15 protein-coding genes are annotated in these 16,829 nt (G+C 41.6%); all 15 read right to left on the bottom strand.

Annotated elements, in window-relative coordinates; translation table 11 throughout:
* Window positions 1-39 precede the first annotated feature (39 nt).
* Window positions 40-1,659, bottom strand: coding sequence for a DEAD/DEAH box helicase (locus J2Z48_RS05375; RefSeq protein WP_307251598.1), 1,620 nt, complete (start codon window positions 1,657-1,659; stop codon window positions 40-42).
* Window positions 1,660-1,668: 9 nt separating this feature from the next.
* Complete coding sequence (locus J2Z48_RS05370) at window positions 1,669-2,910, bottom strand: competence/damage-inducible protein A (protein WP_307251597.1); 1,242 nt, start codon at window positions 2,908-2,910, stop codon at window positions 1,669-1,671.
* Window positions 2,911-2,925: 15 nt separating this feature from the next.
* Complete coding sequence (pgsA, locus tag J2Z48_RS05365) at window positions 2,926-3,519, bottom strand: CDP-diacylglycerol--glycerol-3-phosphate 3-phosphatidyltransferase (protein WP_307251596.1); 594 nt, start codon at window positions 3,517-3,519, stop codon at window positions 2,926-2,928.
* Between the two features lie 242 nt (window positions 3,520-3,761).
* Complete coding sequence (locus J2Z48_RS05360) at window positions 3,762-4,355, bottom strand: hypothetical protein (protein ID WP_307251595.1); 594 nt, start codon at window positions 4,353-4,355, stop codon at window positions 3,762-3,764.
* An 82-nt stretch (window positions 4,356-4,437) separates the two neighbouring features.
* Window positions 4,438-6,060: a helix-turn-helix domain-containing protein gene (locus J2Z48_RS05355; protein WP_307251594.1), complete on the bottom strand. Its 1,623-nt coding sequence runs from the start codon at window positions 6,058-6,060 to the stop codon at window positions 4,438-4,440.
* Between the two features lie 191 nt (window positions 6,061-6,251).
* Window positions 6,252-7,067, bottom strand: a complete 816-nt coding sequence (locus J2Z48_RS05350) for a helix-turn-helix domain-containing protein (protein ID WP_307251593.1) — start codon at window positions 7,065-7,067, stop codon at window positions 6,252-6,254.
* A gap of 65 nt (window positions 7,068-7,132) precedes the next feature.
* On the bottom strand, window positions 7,133-7,903 hold the full coding sequence (locus tag J2Z48_RS05345) for a DUF3388 domain-containing protein (protein ID WP_307251591.1): 771 nt from the start codon (window positions 7,901-7,903) through the stop codon (window positions 7,133-7,135).
* Between the two features lie 193 nt (window positions 7,904-8,096).
* Window positions 8,097-8,351, bottom strand: coding sequence for a DUF3243 domain-containing protein (locus tag J2Z48_RS05340; protein WP_307251590.1), 255 nt, complete (start codon window positions 8,349-8,351; stop codon window positions 8,097-8,099).
* A gap of 45 nt (window positions 8,352-8,396) precedes the next feature.
* A complete protein-coding gene (gene ymfI, locus J2Z48_RS05335) occupies window positions 8,397-9,146 on the bottom strand; it encodes an elongation factor P 5-aminopentanone reductase (RefSeq protein ID WP_307251588.1) in 750 nt (249 codons plus the stop codon).
* Between the two features lie 67 nt (window positions 9,147-9,213).
* Window positions 9,214-10,527 carry an EF-P 5-aminopentanol modification-associated protein YfmH gene (gene yfmH, locus J2Z48_RS05330; RefSeq protein WP_307251586.1) on the bottom strand — a complete coding sequence of 438 codons (1,314 nt, stop codon included), beginning with the start codon at window positions 10,525-10,527 and terminating at the stop codon, window positions 9,214-9,216.
* Window positions 10,514-11,815, bottom strand: a complete 1,302-nt coding sequence (gene yfmF / locus J2Z48_RS05325) for an EF-P 5-aminopentanol modification-associated protein YfmF (RefSeq protein WP_307251584.1) — start codon at window positions 11,813-11,815, stop codon at window positions 10,514-10,516. The genes yfmH and yfmF overlap by 14 nt, the downstream gene beginning before the upstream one ends.
* Window positions 11,816-11,986: 171 nt before the next feature.
* The gene (locus J2Z48_RS05320) at window positions 11,987-12,991 is read right to left on the bottom strand and encodes a BMP family lipoprotein (protein ID WP_307251795.1); all 1,005 of its coding nucleotides are present in this window, start codon (window positions 12,989-12,991) and stop codon (window positions 11,987-11,989) included.
* Window positions 12,992-13,265: 274 nt separating this feature from the next.
* The gene (locus J2Z48_RS05315) at window positions 13,266-14,189 is read right to left on the bottom strand and encodes an ABC transporter permease (RefSeq protein WP_307251793.1); all 924 of its coding nucleotides are present in this window, start codon (window positions 14,187-14,189) and stop codon (window positions 13,266-13,268) included.
* A gap of 4 nt (window positions 14,190-14,193) precedes the next feature.
* Window positions 14,194-15,261, bottom strand: a complete 1,068-nt coding sequence (locus tag J2Z48_RS05310; protein WP_307251583.1) for an ABC transporter permease — start codon at window positions 15,259-15,261, stop codon at window positions 14,194-14,196.
* A complete protein-coding gene (locus J2Z48_RS05305) occupies window positions 15,258-16,781 on the bottom strand; it encodes an ABC transporter ATP-binding protein (RefSeq protein ID WP_307251582.1) in 1,524 nt (507 codons plus the stop codon). The genes J2Z48_RS05310 and J2Z48_RS05305 overlap by 4 nt, the downstream gene beginning before the upstream one ends.
* Window positions 16,782-16,829: the final 48 nt, after the last annotated feature.

Below are 16,829 nucleotides of genomic sequence, written 5' to 3'. Positions count from 1 at the left end.
AAAAAAGAACCATCTTATTTGGATGGTTCTTTTTTATGCTTATCCTCTAGGCGGGGCTGTACGTGTAGTAGGGGGAGTACTCGTACGCGGACGAGCAGGTTCCATATTGACACGCGCACCGTTGATTTTAGATTGACGAAGTGCTTCATAAACAAATGGAGCTACATCTTCTGGCACTTCTACGAATGAGAAGCGGTCATAGATATTAATTCGTCCAACCTGGCGTAAGGCAATTCCTGCATGATCCGCAATAGCTTGTGCCAACTCTTGCGGACGCATATTTACATTACGTCCCACATTGATAAAGAACCGAACCATACCTGGTGACGCGCCCGTTTCTCCAAAATTGTACCCTGCATCAGGACCTTTGGAGAATCTCTCTGAGAAGGACAGATAAAGCGCAGCTGCTGCTACCTTCTCTGCGGAGTACTTCTCTCTCAATTGCCCTAACATCTCTTCGAATAGGCTAAGATCTGTCTCCGCTTGGATCACTTCTCCGATTTGGGTCATCCAAGTCTGTTGTTGTTTGGTAGCAATCTCTTCTAGAGTAGGAAGCTCTTTTGATTTCAAACGGTTACCCGTTTCCTCTTCAATCGTACGTAATTGCTTCATCTCACGTGGGGTTACGAGAGTTAAAGCAACACCCGCGCGACCTGCACGGCCCGTACGACCAATTCGGTGTACATAGCTCTCTACATCTTGCGGAATGTCAAAGTTAATCACGTGAGTTACACTGCCCACATCAATTCCACGTGCAGCTACATCGGTAGCAACAAGTAATTCAATCTCACTATTACGGAAAGCGCTCATCACACGATCCCGTTGGTATTGTTGGAGATCTCCATGTAGCCCTCCAGATAGATAGCCACGTGCCTGAAGTGCTTCTGCTAGCTCATCTACGCCTTTTTTCGTGCGACAGAAGACAATTCCTAAATTTACTTCCTCACTATCTAAAATTCGACAAAGCGCGTCTATTTTATGATTCTCAAGTACCCGATAGTATACTTGCTTGATCATAGGTACACTCACATCGCCCCGATTAATCGTAATATACCGTGGCTTGCGCATATACTTATTTGCTAACTGACGAATAGCAGGAGGCATCGTAGCTGAGAAGAGGAGAAGCTGGCGATCTGTCGGTACAAATCGTAACACCGATTCAATATCCTCGATGAAACCCATATCTAGCATCTCATCTGCTTCATCTAGTACAATCACCTCAATTGCGTCCACCTTGAGTGTTCCACGACGCAAATGATCTAGTAGTCTTCCTGGAGTACCAATGACGACATGAACGCCTTGCTCCAATGCTTTTACTTGTCGTCCGATAGATTGTCCACCATAGATTGGAAGTGTTTTAATCCGACCTGGCCGACCGATACGCCGTAATTCTTCTGACACCTGAATCGCTAATTCCCGAGTAGGGGTAAGGATAATGCTCTGCACTTGATTCACTTGCGTTTGAATTCGATCTAATATCGGAATCCCAAAAGCCGCAGTTTTACCAGTTCCAGTCTGTGCCTGACCGATCACATCTTCCCCACGTAATACAGCGGGAATACATTCGATTTGAATCGGAGACGGCTCTTCAAAGCCAATATCGTAAATTCCTTTTAAAATATCTGGCTGTAATCCAAATTCATCAAAACTCTTCGTCATGTTGTAAAATCACCCTTTTTTTAATCTCTGCCATAGATGGAATAGAGCATATTTTGCTGCTAGTAACTGCACTCGTTTGCGTTGCCCTCTAATCATATGACGATAGACCTCAGTCTTACCATTTTTCTCAGCAATCGCAATCCAAACCTCTCCAACTGGTTTTCCTTCCGCAGGCGTTGGCCCCGCAAGTCCTGTCACGCTGATGGCAAAATCACTCTGGAATTGATCCCTTGTGTGCTCTGCCATCTCAATCGCTGTTTCTCTACTAATCGCACCGTATTTTTGAAGCGTATCTGCTGAAACCTTCGTCATATACTCTTTGACTTCATTGGTATACGTAACGACACCGCCAAGCACAGCTTGACTGGAGCCAGGTATAGTGGTTAGTAGATAAGTAAGGAGGCCGCCCGTACAACTCTCTGCCATCGATACGGTCTGCTCCCGCTCCTGCATAATAGATAAAACTACTTCTTCCAAAGTCTCTTTTTTCTCACTAAAACAAAAATCTCCTACACGATGGAGGATTTCTTGTCGAATCAGTTCGATTTTTGCCTTCGCCTCTCTCGTTGACTCGGCCTCTACTGTAATTCGCAAAACAACTCCCGCTTCTTCAGCATATGTCGCGATAGATGCAGATGTTTCTGATTGGATCAAATCCTTTAGTTGGTCTTCTAATAAAGATTCTCCAATTCCAAAAAACGAAAGCGGATGAGATACAATAACTCTTCGATTTGGGATGAGGGAAAGAATAAATTCACGAATCTGTCCTTCAAACATAGGGCGCATTTCACCTGGAGGACCTGGCAAAAGAATATACGTAACCCCTTTTGAAGTAACAGCAAGACCTGGAGCAGTACCTCTAGAGTTTAAAAAAACAGTCCCATTCGGAAATGCATATGTTTGTTTCAAGTTGTTCTCTGTCATGGGGATTGAGCGACCAGCAAACGCAGACTGCAATGCTTCAAACGCCTCTTGATCTTGGACCAACTCAACACCTAGAAACTCAGCCAATGTTTCCTTTGTCAAATCGTCTAGCGTTGGACCTAGCCCACCACAAACAATGACTAACTCAGAACGAGACTGGGCAAGTTGAAATGTTTGGTACAGTCGATCACGATCATCATCTACTGAAGTATGGAAATGAACCGGTATCCCCAATACGGAACATTCCTGTGATAGAAAGTTAGAATGGGTATCTACGGTATATCCCATTAACAATTCTGTTCCAACGGTAATGACTTCCGCCTTCATGAGCGAGTCTCCTCTTTACTGTTTCGAGTTTGAAGTGGTAAGTGAAACAAATTTCCTATTTTTATAGAAATAATCGACTCCTGATATAACTGTAATCATCACTGCCAGCCATTTCGCTATAAAGGCAAACGGAATAGAATACTCAGCAAACGGAATATTGTTTAACATCAGTGCCACGATTGCCACGATTTGAATGATGGTCTTCGCTTTCCCCAATGCGCTAGCAGCGATAACTTTCCCTTCTACTGCTCCAATTAAACGCAATCCTGTAACAGCAAACTCTCGACTAATAATGACAATAGCCATCCATGCCTCTAATCGATTCATCTCTACGAGTGAAATGAGTGCGGCGGTAATTAATAGTTTATCTGCTAGAGGATCAAGAAATTTCCCGAGATTGGTTACTATTTTATTCTTTCGAGCTATATAGCCATCTAAACCATCTGTAACAGCCGCTAGAACAAATACCAATGTCGCAATCAATTCACTCACTGTTATCGTGACTTGACCAAATTGTATCGATCCAAGATCAAAACGAACAAGTAAAAAGATCATGACCACGGGAACAAGAAAAATACGTGCCATTGTTATCTTATTGGCTACGTTCACTGTGATCTACCTCCTGGACAATCCATTGATTTGGTTCTTGGAGGAAATCCTCTCAATGATCCCTTGTGTGGAAGAAACGAACAGGATTGCGACTGAATGATACGCAGGTATGTATTTCATGTGTGATCAATTCTTCCAAGTATGTAGTAGATAGCAGATAATCCTTCCGTAAGTATAAACTATGCAAAAGTAAGGTGTCAAAAGCTTGCCCATAAAAAGCTCTTCTTTTTACGAATCTTTATTCAACTAAGAAAAAATCGATATGATTGCGCGCTTTTCGTATTGGATGTATCAATTTGAACTCCATTTACTTTTAATTGAACTTGATCAGGCTTGTCCATAGTTACATACAATTCTTTCGTATCTTCTATCTTTTCTACATTGTTTGCTACAAGTTTTCCCTCTTTTAACAATGTACCTTTCGATGAACCACGATACACCTTAAAAGAAGCATTACTTTTGGTTGAGAGAGAAACCTCAACTTTGCTTACATTACCTAATCGATATTGATCACCAGCATCTTTTCCTTCAGAATGAGGTTGTAATTCTATTTTTGGTCTACTCGGATTGCTTTTACCTGCTTCCGTTTCAGTCTGGACAGGTTTGGAAGTAGTCACTTGACTAGATGAACTGCCCTTGAAAGCATAGAAACCAACTGGAATAGCCAAAGCCACAAGCGTTACACCCAACCACCCGAACCAAGGAACTGGTTTCTTTTTTATCTTTCGAGCATGTTTTTTTCTTCTACTTTCGAACTGACTTGAGGTTTGTTGCGGTGATGTTTGCTGCTCCATATCTACCATAGCTCCGAAGATGTCCTCCCATCTACTCTCCATTCTGATGTCAGTATATCCTAGGAAAAACAAAAGAAAAAGCCTGTTAAAAGGCTTTTTCAGGAACATTGTTTTAACCATTTTATTATTTTTTAACTAAAAAGGTAAGGTCTTTAACTGGATTTACTTTATTAATGGATACATTTCCATTTGCCATAATCTCTACATCATCTGGTTTGGCGATGGAAATGGTTAGCTTATTAGCATCTCCAGAAAACGTATATAAAACGTCTGTTTTAGGATATTTGGTGCTCAAAACAAACGCAGGTTTAATGTCTTTACCCGCTGCATCTTTTAATACAATCTGTCCACTCGTAGAAGTGCCTTGCTTTAATTTGAAAGAGAGCTTCACTTGGTTCCCCTTTGAAACATAATAAGTTCCGGCTCCTGATTTTTCGATCTCAACCGGACCCGATTCAGTTGCAGGCGGTGTACTAGGAGTGGATTCCTTTGCTTCACTCTCTGGTTTCGGTGTTTGTTCAGTAGTAGTTGGTTTAGGAGTATCGGTTTTCTTGGCATCATCTCTACCAGAAAAAGCATATATCAACACTCCAACCACTAACACTAAGAGTCCAGCAGCTCCCGCAATCCAATACCATTTCACAGGAAAATCAACTTTCCAATTAGACTTAGAACTACGACTTGTTTTCATTGCACTACGACTTAATGTTTTGAGAGATTCTACATCTTGTGAGTAGCGCGAGTCGTGTTTTTCATCACGTGAAGAGCCAAATTTCTCACGACGAGTCATGATAGTATCAGAGAGCGGAACCAAACCTGTCTCCATTTTACGGCTTATGTCCAATTTCGGATCGGTTTGATTCGTTGAGTCAAATCGAGCAGTACGTTCAAACCTAGGATCACGTCTCGTTTCTAGGCGAGAGGTCGATTCCATCTTTTTCGATCCAGATCCAGGCATAGTAGGCGATAAATTCGTGGTGCCCAGCTTGTGATCTAACCCTTGGTCCTTTATCATTTCGAACGGTACCGTTTCCTGCCCAACTTGGTCTACCTTTGGATTCGGCATAGGAGGAACCACGGTTGATGGTGTTTGGATTACTTCCTCAGAACGAACCTTGTGATCTTTAGCAATCGTCATAGATTGCTCCCGCAAAGTACGACTAGGTCGATTCACTACTGAATTCTCTAATGCCTTTATCCGTTGTGTTTGTGCCGGATTAAAGGGTGGCATCGTCTGAGTTTTTCCAGGATCAAACGGTGGATTGGTAACCGATACACTCTGAGTCTGGTCAATTGCACGTAGTTTCTGTGTTTGAGCAGTCCGATCCATTACAGGTGTCGTATGTACTTGTGTGTTAACGCTCGGCTTCGCAATCGTAAGTGCTGTTTGAACTTTAATACGATTGGAACTTGCAGGCTTCTGGATTGTCGTCTGACTCAAGGAAAAATGACCCGTTTGCTGTCCCACAGCAGGCATAACAGCAGTATTTTGTTGAACTCCATACCGCACAGCCTGCTCTTCTTTTCGATAGTGACGCAAAATATGATGAGGTTCTACCTTGACTTGATTGGCATAAGAACGCAGATAGGTCCTCACATAAAAAGGGCTCGGTAGTTTGTCAAAGTCACCATTTTCAATCGCTATAAGAAAAGGTTTTTGGATCTTTGTTTTTTCTTGTAATTGGTCGAGGGACAGTCCTATCGACTCCCGGGCCTGTCGAAGATAATGTCCAATCTCTTCAGACATCCCAGTCACCTCCCAAAAGGTTTACAAAACAAATGCTACATGATAAGTACGAGAAGCTATTTTGTTCTTCAACCCGACTGTTTGTTATTTCAAAAAATACGCATAAATTTGATACAAGCATATCAAAATACATATGCTCTGTCAAAAAAGCTCTCTTAGCAAGAGCCAGAACGGTTTTAAGTCTTATGTATCTAAGCACTAGTTAGCCGCAAATAAAGAACATAAAGAGCTGCAATCGCAAGAATAGCTGCCCAAAATAGTAAAAATTTCGTGTAAAACGTGAATTTCTTTTTCGATTTCCCTTTGCGCTCTTTCGAACGGGATCCTAAACTCGGTACAAGTTCGTTCCCTTCTACGGATCGTTTTTGACGATCGTTACGTGATAAGCTTTTCAAATTTTGTAAAGCCTCAAGCTCCTTAGAACGAGGAATTTGTTTAGTCGAAGGTTGCACAGAACGCTCTGTTGGTGCCACTACAGGTAATTTGCTTGATTGACTTAATCGCTCCGTTCTCTCCTGTTCTCGGCGTCTCGTGAGACGATTAGGTGGAATGGTAGTGGCAGCCTGTTCCTGTTCCGCCTCTTGCAAATGATTTTCAATTCGTTTTACATCCCAGCGAACCGTATTCCCAAATGAACGAGTAGTAGCAAGCTCTTTCTCTGGTTGCCAGCGATTTTCATTGGCTGCTACTGCCGTACTTTGCTCCGACATGCTCGATAATCGTTGGTTACGGGGTCTTTCAGGCATAACTGAGACATTTTGTCTGGAATTTTCTTTTGCAGCTTGTGTATGCCTCACTTGATGCAATAATTGATGTGGATCCAGACCTACAGATAGTGCGTATGTGCGAATATAGGACCTTACATATATGGAACCTGGCAACAGGTTGAATTGACCATTTTCAATTGCTGATAAATATTGCTTTTGAATTTTAGTATGGGCTTCTAATTCTTCTAAACTAATGCCAAGGGATTCACGAGTGCTTCTAAGTTGTTGTCCTACTCCCATTATGGTCACCTCCCTGAGCTATTATTGGTTTCTCTTTAGGAAGCTTCTTTCCCTTCAGAACCTCACTAAAACATGGAATGACGTTCCTCAAACAAATCGTAAACAATCTCTTCATCAGGATGATTTCTAAGCTCAATCATATAGTTGAAATCTTCTAGTCGATACTCTGAGTTTCTGACAAAGATATCAGGATGTTCAATAACCTTTGTCGTCTCCATCCGCATCACTTCTCGAAGCAAACAAACATGCTCTTCTGAGAAACGGCGTGTGGAAACAATGCCATCTATTATGTAAACATGATCAGTCGAAAGTTCATTCGCGGCTAACTGTGTGCGAATCGTTTGTCGTAAGAGTGTTGATGATAGAAATGACCACCGTTTATTGGCACATACACTGGATGCCACAATGGATTCTGTCTTTCCAACACGTGGCATTCCTCGAATTCCAATAAGTTGATGCCCTTTTTTCTTCATTTGTTCGGCTAGAAGATCTACTAAAATACCGATTTCATCTCTAATAAATCGGTACGTCTTAATATCATCGCTAGAGAGTTCAACATACTTTCCATGCCTCACTGCAAGGCGATCGGTCACATTAGGCTTTCGCAAAGCAGTTACATGAATATGATCCATTCGATGTAAGATTTGGCTTAAAGCCTCTATTTTTTCAGGTTTACTTGTGCGCAGGATCAGACCACGACGATCATTGGTTACCCCGTTAATGGTCACAATATTAATCTTTAACATCCCGAGTAGTGACGCCAAATCCCCTAACAAACCAGGGCGGTTTTTATTTTTGTGAATTTGATATTCCAGATACCATTCGTGATCTTCCATTTCACACCTCATTCTCTCATATTTCTCGATCCAAAATACGAGTGGTAACGAATGTTTTTTACAGTATAGCACATCCATGTTTCGGAACGAAGGAAGATTCGTGACTAATTCCTAACATAAAAGGTGTTGTCAGTTAAAAATAAAATAAAACAAGCCTTAACTACGAGACTTGTTTTATTTACTAAGTATATGATTATTGTTTACCGTCACTTACCATCTTCACCATGAGCTCTGCCATCATTTTTTGTTCTTCTGGTCCAGCTACTTTCCATAAATCACGTAACAACATCTCTTGTTCATTTTGAGGCTGAACATCTTTTGCTAGATAATCTCCCAATTCATAGGCAATATCTTGAATCGAGTTATCATCCATCCCTAAGCCTTTCGCTTGACCTACACGTTCGGATAGAAAACCTTTCCATTGTTGAAAATCGTCAAGAACTGACATGTTAGATCACCTCCTACAGAGTAATATGATCTAACATCAGAAAAATTATGTATACCAACCACCATTTACATGAATAACCTGACCTGTTATATATCCACTCTCAGGCTCACATAAATGACTAATAAGCCCTGCTACCTCTTCTGGTTTCCCTAACCGACCCATTGGGATTTCCTCCGCCAACTCTGTTTGTTCCTTATCCGCTAATTGCACGGATAATAATGGGGTCTTAATTGCCCCGGGAGCCACTGCATTTACTGTAATATGGGACCTAGCTAACTCTTTTGCGAGTGACTTCGTTAATCCTTGAATGGCTCCTTTGGCAGCTGAATAAATCACTTCACCCGCTCCACCTGTTTCTCCCCAGATTGAAGATAGTAAAATGATACGCCCCTGTTTTTGTTCGATCATCTTAGGGATCGCAGATTGAATCATCTGAACCGCTCCCCGGACATGTGTATCCATTAACTCATTATACTGTTCCATGGTCACATCCTGAAGTAGACCAACCTGAGTGCCCCCTGCAGCGTGAATCACGATGGTTGGTGCTCCTAATGTCCAACAAATTTGCTGATAGCAACTTCGTACCGATTCTGCCTGCTTTACATCCAAATGAAACCTCTCAGCCTGACTTCCTACTTCCCGGCATTTTCTTACAATCTCTTCTGCCCGCTCAGGTGACCGCTGAAAACAAACTGCCACTTTAGCACCTAGCTCGGCCACTCGAATCGCGATGGCACCGCCAATCCCCCCACTAGCTCCTGATATCCATACAACCTGTCCTTCTAATGACTTCACACATCATCCCTCCACTCCTACTCGTATAAAAAGTCGTGCCTGCAAGGTAGCGGCACGACCACATTATTTAAACAGTAGGTTTCGTCAATTGTTCCAATGGACGTACAGTGGAGACCGCAAATCTCGCAAAGTCAATATGCTCTCTCATTCGACTGTTGACATCCTCTAGCGTAATCGATTCTAACGTTGGAATCATCTGAAATAGATCAGAGTCGTGAAAACGATAACTCGTAAATTGGTTCGCAATCCACTCAACTGAATTAAGTGAACGCAAAACACTTCCGATTTTCTTTTTCTTTACTAACTCAAACTCCTCAGCAGAGATTCCCTTTTTTACTTTCTGAGGAAATAGTTCTTCAATACGGGCTACAAGTTCATCTGGCTTTCTTGTATCTCCGCCCATCATCGTAAATCCATAGCCCTGTTCGATCGAGTAATCATGTCCAAATGAGTCATCAATCAACCCTTCATCATACAGGCTTTGATACAACTCTGAAGATGATCCTACTAATGACTCCATAAACAACTGAGTAGTTAGCTCCATCTTCAACATCTCGTCCCCAGAGACCCCTACAGCAATAGGAGCTTCTTTAAATCCAAAGTAACACTTGGGAGCGTTTACACTTAGACGCATTTCCTTTCGCTTCTCTGCAACTACATCGGGTTCTTTATCAAAAAAGCGCTGGATTTCACCTTGTGGCTCAAATTTTTTCTGAGCTTGATTTTCTGTAACCAATTGAAAAATACGTTGTGGATCCACAGCTCCGATGACAAATAACAACATGTTACTCGGGTGGTAGAAGGTGTTATAACAAGTATAAAGTGTCTCTTTTGTGATTTTGGCAATAGATTCAACTGTGCCAGCGATATCGATTTTGACTGGATGATTCTGATACAATGCCTCGATCAAGCCAAAGTAAACTCTCCAATCCGCATTGTCATCATACATGCGAATCTCTTGACCAATAATCCCCTTCTCCTTCTCCACATTTTCATCTGTGAAATAAGGGCTTTGTACATAATTTAACAAAGTGGTAAGATTATTTTCCACTTGATCCGTACAAGAGAATAGATACGAGGTACGCGTAAAACTGGTGAATGCATTTGCCGATGCACCTTGTCTGGAAAACGACTGGAACACATCTTCTCCAGACTCTTGCTCAAACATCTTATGTTCTAAGAAATGTGCAATTCCATCCGGCACATGTACCTTTTCTTTTCCAGGAACCTGAAACGTATTATCAATGGAACCATACTTGGTCGTAAAGGTAGCATATGTTTTAGCAAACCCTTGCTTAGGTAGCACATACACATCTAGTCCATTAGGCAGAGTCTCATGATAAAGCGTCTCTTTCAGCTGCTTATATTCAATTTTTTTCATCAGCTTCTCCTCCTTGATCTCGTAAGAAGTAGATTGTGTCGAGCTGAATTTTTTGTGCTACTTTTTGCACATCCTCTTTTGATACTTGTTCAATCTCTTGCAGAATCTGTTCTAATGGACGATTCGTTCCGCTTAGCACAGAGTGATAGTGTGACTGAACGATCTCATAAGCACGATCTTGTTGCTCACGGAACTGATTGGAAAGGGTCGCTTTTGTTTGCGCTAATTCTTGATCGCTAATTTGCCCCTGACGCATTACTTCTATCTGTTCCTTAATAATGGTGACAGCCTTTTCGAAATTTTGGATCTCGATTCCTGATTGGATATGCATAATTCCTTTATGACTTTCGAGCCGTGAGGAAGCATAGTAAGCTAGGCTCGCTTTTTCGCGCACATTCATAAACAACTTAGAATGTGGAAAGCCACCGAGTATCCCATTATACATAAGTAAAGCAGGATAATCGGAATCTTGTATCGTCACATGGGTTCGGCATCCCATATTTAGTTTTCCTTGATTGACTGGTAAGCGCTCCACTACCGTTTTTACTTGTTGTACAGATTGCGTTGTTTGAGAGAGATCCAATTGTTTCCGCTCCGAAGTAAACATCTCAGAAGGAAGGTATTTCTCGAACAAGGAGACTACTTTTTGAATATCCACATCCCCTACACAATAGAGATCAAGTGGACAATGGTACAGCAGTTCTTGATAGTATGTATAAAGACTGTCTGCTTGAATCGCAGGAATATCCTCCACTCGCCCATTTATAAAAATGGCATATGGCTCGTTCTTACACATCGCCTCAATGCTACGTTGTGCCGCATACTGGATCTTCTCGTCCACCAAGCTTTCGATTTCCTGCTTTAGGTTTCGCTTCTCCGCCTCTACATAGCTTTTCATAAATATATCTTGCTCTAAGGCTGGCTTCGTAATCACTTCACACAGTAGACCAACTGCTTCTTCGAGCAACGGGGAGGCATCATGAAGATATTGTTCATTTGCGATATCTACTCCAAAATGGAGGACTTGCTTTTCTCCACGTTTAAAAACATCTCCAAAGAGACCCGCGCCGTACAGATCGTTTTGCTTCTTTTTTAGATCTAACATTGTAGGATACTGCTCTGTTCCTCGAAGCAATATATTTGACAATAGAGCGGTTTTGGTTACATACTTCGTCGATAGTTCTTGCTGAAACATCGCCACCAGCATCGTGGTTTTAAACTTTGTACTCGGACAGACATGTACACGTACATTGCCTATTTGCCTAGTCTGAAATTGTCCAGATGACATGCTCCGTTCACCTCGTTTATTAGAAAATATTACCTAGTCTCCATTATAGACTAAAAAAAAAGAACATGGAATTGTAAGAGCTTACAACAAGGAAATTTCTCCTATGCTTAGTAAGTTTCCTACTTCCATGTTCTTTAGTCATCTAATCACGATATGACTACGTTCAAAAAATTATTTGGAAGGAACGGTGATTTCACCTTTAATGATTTTTTGCTTAAACTCTTCTACTTGTTTCATAACCTCAGGAGAGATTTTTGAGTTTTTAGAAAGACCCACACCATCATCTTTCAAACCAAAGTTCACTTCTGTACCTAGTTTTAAAGTACCTTCTTTCGCTTGCTTTGTGATCTCAAATGTCGCTACGTCAACACGTTTGACCATAGAAGTGAGGGTATGTTCTGGTGCCAAACGACTTTGGTCCATATCTACACCGATTGCCCAATATTTTCCTGCTTGGCGAGATTTTACTTCGTCAAAGAGACCCTTCCCTACACCACCTGCTGCATGGTACACAACGTCTGCTCCGCCATCATACAACGATTTTGCCAAAGAGCGACCTTTCGTTGCATCGGAAAATGATTCTGCATAAACAACTTTTACAGTTGCCTTCGGATTTGCTTGCTTCACGCCTGCTGTAAAACCTGCTTCAAACTTCTTAATGGTCGGGGACGACATTCCACCGATGAAACCAACTTGATTTGACTTGGTAGTAAGACCCGCTGCCACCCCTGCTAAGAAAGAACCTTCTTCATCCTTAAATGTTACCGCTACCACATTTGATGGGATTTTCCCGCCTAGATTACTATCAACAATCGCGAATTTACTATCTTTAAATTTCTCTGCTACCTCTGGAATTGCTTTATCAAATTTGAAACCTATACCCCAGATCAGATTTCGTTTATCCTTGGCAAAGCGAGTTAGGTTAGGAACGTAATCTTCATCTTTTTTGGATTCTTGTGCTTTCACATCCACTTTTAAATCATTCTTCGCTTTTTGAACACCCATGTTTGCAGATTGGTTAAAAGATTCGTCATTTAAACCGCCTGTATCCGTAACAAGACCAACAGAAAAGTCTCCTTTTGCTGTTCCCTTATCTTTATCTTTATTACCTCCACAACCAACAGCTAACGTTGCTACTAGAGAAACAGCTACGAGTGAACCAAGCCAGCGCTTCATTTGCATACAAATACCCCTTTACTAAAAGTGTTTGATTTTGTACTGCAGGGAGAATGGTATTAGTAGTATGAACCAGAGATGAGCGGATATTTGTTATTTCGCTAGGAAATTAAATCCATTTTTCCTCTGTGTTATGAACTAAACTAATGATTCCAGTTAACCCAAATGCTTATCACACAAGAGAACGCTTTCAACTCCAACTCTTATTTTATACATAAATTACTTTATATCAACAAAAACTTTTCTCGTTGTTACAAAAATTTAATCACTAACTTTAACGGCTTCCCTTTTCATACAATTTCCCGATCGCCGCTGGAGCATTGGCACGCCCCACAAATCCTGCTAGCGCTAGGATTGTTAATAAATATGGAAGCATAGTTAAAATTTCAGAAGGAACATATTTCGTCAATCCCCAAACTTGACCTGTTAAGGACAAGGCTACGGAAAAACCGAAGAAAGCAGCGGCACCTAGAACACCAAACGGTTTCCATTTACCAAAGATTAACGCTGCGATAGCGATAAAACCTTGACCCGCAACGGTAGTTGCACTAAACTCACTCCCGATCGAAGTAGAGAGTGCCGCACCACCAACCGCCGCAAATGCTCCGCTAATTAAAACAGCAATATAGCGCATTTTTACAACGGATACCCCCGCTGTCTCGGCAGCATGTGGATGTTCTCCTACTGCACGTAAGCGCATACCAAATGGAGTACGGTACAACACGAAATAACTAACAAAAACCAAGATTAATGCTATATAGGTGATCGGTGAAGTATTAAAAAGAGTATCTCCTAAAACCGGGATATCTTTTAAAACTGGAATCGCCCATTCTGTAAATTTACTATCTACAACAGGAGTTTGCCCTGCACCATCATAAAGGGCCTTTACTAGGTATACCGTTAATCCTGCTGCCAAAAAGTTAATCGCAACTCCACTTACGGTTTGATCTGCATTAAAGGTAACGGTAGCAATTGCATGAATCAACGCAAGAAGAATACCTGCTACAATTCCTGCCAAGAGTCCTATCCATGGGCTTCCTGTATTAATCGAAACAACTGCTGAAGTAAATGCTCCGATTGTCATAAGACCTTCTAAACCAATATTGATGACACCCGAACGTTCTGAGAACAAACCACCTAATGCCGCTAAGATTAGGGGAGTTGAGTAAAGAATAGTGGTCTCTAATAGGCTTGTCATTGTACTAAGCACCAGCGTTCTCCCCTTTCTTCTTACGGCTCTTTCTGTTTCCTACTTGCTTTACAATATTAGCGGCTACGAAGAGGATGATGGTGGCAAATACAATTCGAATCACTTCAAAAGGTACTCCTGCCACATACTGCATGTTGTTTCCGCCATTAAATAATCCTCCAAACAACATAGAAGAAAGCACTACACCCATTGGAGTATTGGCTCCCAAGAGCGCTACCGCGATCCCGTCAAAACCCGTTCCAGGAAGAGAGGCATTAATGGAGAGATACTCGTTTGTTCCAAGTAGCTCAACTGCGCCTGCAAGACCGGCGATTCCACCAGAGATCATCATCGAAATAATGATATTTCGTTTTACACTCATCCCCGCGTACTCAGATGCACTAGGGTTCAGACCAACTGCACGTAACTCATAACCTAACTTCGTTTTGAAAAGCAATACATACACAAAAATCGCTGCCAAAATAGCTAGAATAAGGCCCAAATGTACACGTGCTCCATCAAATAGATCCGTTAAGAAGTCTACTCGGATTGATGCACTTGGATGAATTTTTTCGGTAGAATCACTATTATTTGAAAGAACTTTTCCCACCATATAGTTGCTTAAGAATAAGGCAATCCAGTTCATCATGATACATACAATGACTTCATGTACGCCACGAATTGCTTTTAACAAACCTGGAATCAGTGCCCATATTGCACCAGCTAGTGTACCCACTACCAATGCCACAATCGCATGTAACACAGGTGGCAAGTCTAACTTCAATCCAACAAACGCTGCTGCCAAACCACCAATAACTAATTGTCCCTCTACCCCGATGTTGAACAACCCAGTACGGAACGCTAAGGCTACTGACAAACCTGCAAAGATGAGGGGAGTAATCGTACGTAGTGTCTCACCCATATCAGATGCAGAGCCAAATATACTGCCAAATAGTGCGCCGTAAGCTGCAATCGGGTCATATCCAGATAGCAACATCGCGATTGCCCCGACTAACATCCCTAAAACAATCGAGATGAGCGATGAAATGAGAGTCGAGTTTCGGTTTAATTTCCCTATCATTGTGAAGTACCTCCCTTCACTTTGCTTCCTGCCATTAGGAGCCCAAGCTCTTCTTCTGTTGCTGTTTTTGGATCAACCCAGCCTTGGATTTTTCCTTCATAGATTACAGCAACCCGGTCACTTACTTTGAGAACCTCTTCCAATTCGAGGGAAACCAGTAATACCGCATTACCTGTATCACGATGTTGGATGAGGCGGTTATGGATAAATTCGATAGCACCTACATCTAACCCACGAGTAGGTTGCGCGGCGATTAGAAGAGACGGATTGCGATCCACCTCACGTGCGATAATGGCTTTCTGTTGATTACCACCTGAAAGTGCACGTGCTGGTGTATCTTTATCAGGTGTCCGCACATCAAACTCTTGAATCAGTTTGTTGGCATATTCCCCTACTGCTTTATAATCGATTCCAAAACCATTTGAAAACGGTTTCTTATAATAAGATTGTAAAATTATATTCTCACTAACAGAAAAGTCTAGTACTAAACCCCGTTTATGTCGGTCTTCTGGAATATGACCAAGACCTGTTTCTGTGATTTTCCGAGGAGTCAATCCTGTTACATCCTTATTATTTAAAATGACCCTACCCGATTTTGGCTTCAGAAGACCACAAATCGCTTCAATGAGCTCGGATTGACCATTGCCGTCAACTCCAGCAATGCCTACAATCTCACCTGCTTTAATCTCTAAATCCAAACCACGAACAGCTGGATTATTACGCTTATCATCCACTTCCAAGCTTTGAACCTTCAGAACAGGCTCTTGTGGATTAGCTGGTTGTTTATCAAGGTCAAAGCTAACTTCACGGCCTACCATGAGCGATGCTAGCTCATTTTCATTGGTTTCAACAATATTAACTGTGTCAATCATCTTACCACGGCGAATAACCGTACAACGATCACAAGTACTCATAATTTCTTTTAGCTTGTGAGTAATAAAGATGATGGTCTTACCTTCTTTTACAAGTTTCCGCATGATTTCGGTTAATTCATCAATCTCTTGAGGAGTCAATACAGCTGTTGGTTCATCAAAAATAAGAATATCTGCTCCACGATACAAAGTCTTTAAAATTTCAACACGTTGTTGCATTCCTACACCAATATCTGCAACAACAGCCCGTGGATCTACTTGAAGTCCATATTGATCTGATAAAGCTTGTACTTCACGTTCAGCTTTTTTGTAATCAATCATTCCACTAGAAGCTCTTTCGTCACCAAGAATAATGTTTTCGGTTACGGTAAACGGTTGCACTAACATAAAATGTTGATGGACCATACCAATTCCTAGTTCGTTTGCCATCGTTGGACCCGTGATCGCAACTTCTTTTTCTTTAATGAAAATCTTACCTAGTTCTGGTTGATATAGACCAAATAGGATATTCATTAAAGTTGACTTACCTGCACCATTTTCACCTAGTAGAGCATGAATTTCACCCTTTTTTACAACTAGGTTAATGTTATCGTTTGCAGTAAACGAACCAAAGCATTTGGTAATACCCCGCATTTCTACAACGTTCATCCGTGTCCCCCCCTTGCATTAGGATAAAAAAAGCCAGCGGCATTGCGC

Source organism: Croceifilum oryzae (assembly GCF_030814315.1).
GTDB lineage: Bacteria > Bacillota > Bacilli > Thermoactinomycetales > Thermoactinomycetaceae > Baia > Baia oryzae.
The sequence above is the reverse complement of the archived record's forward strand: the minus strand, read 5'-3'. Positions and strand labels throughout refer to the sequence as shown.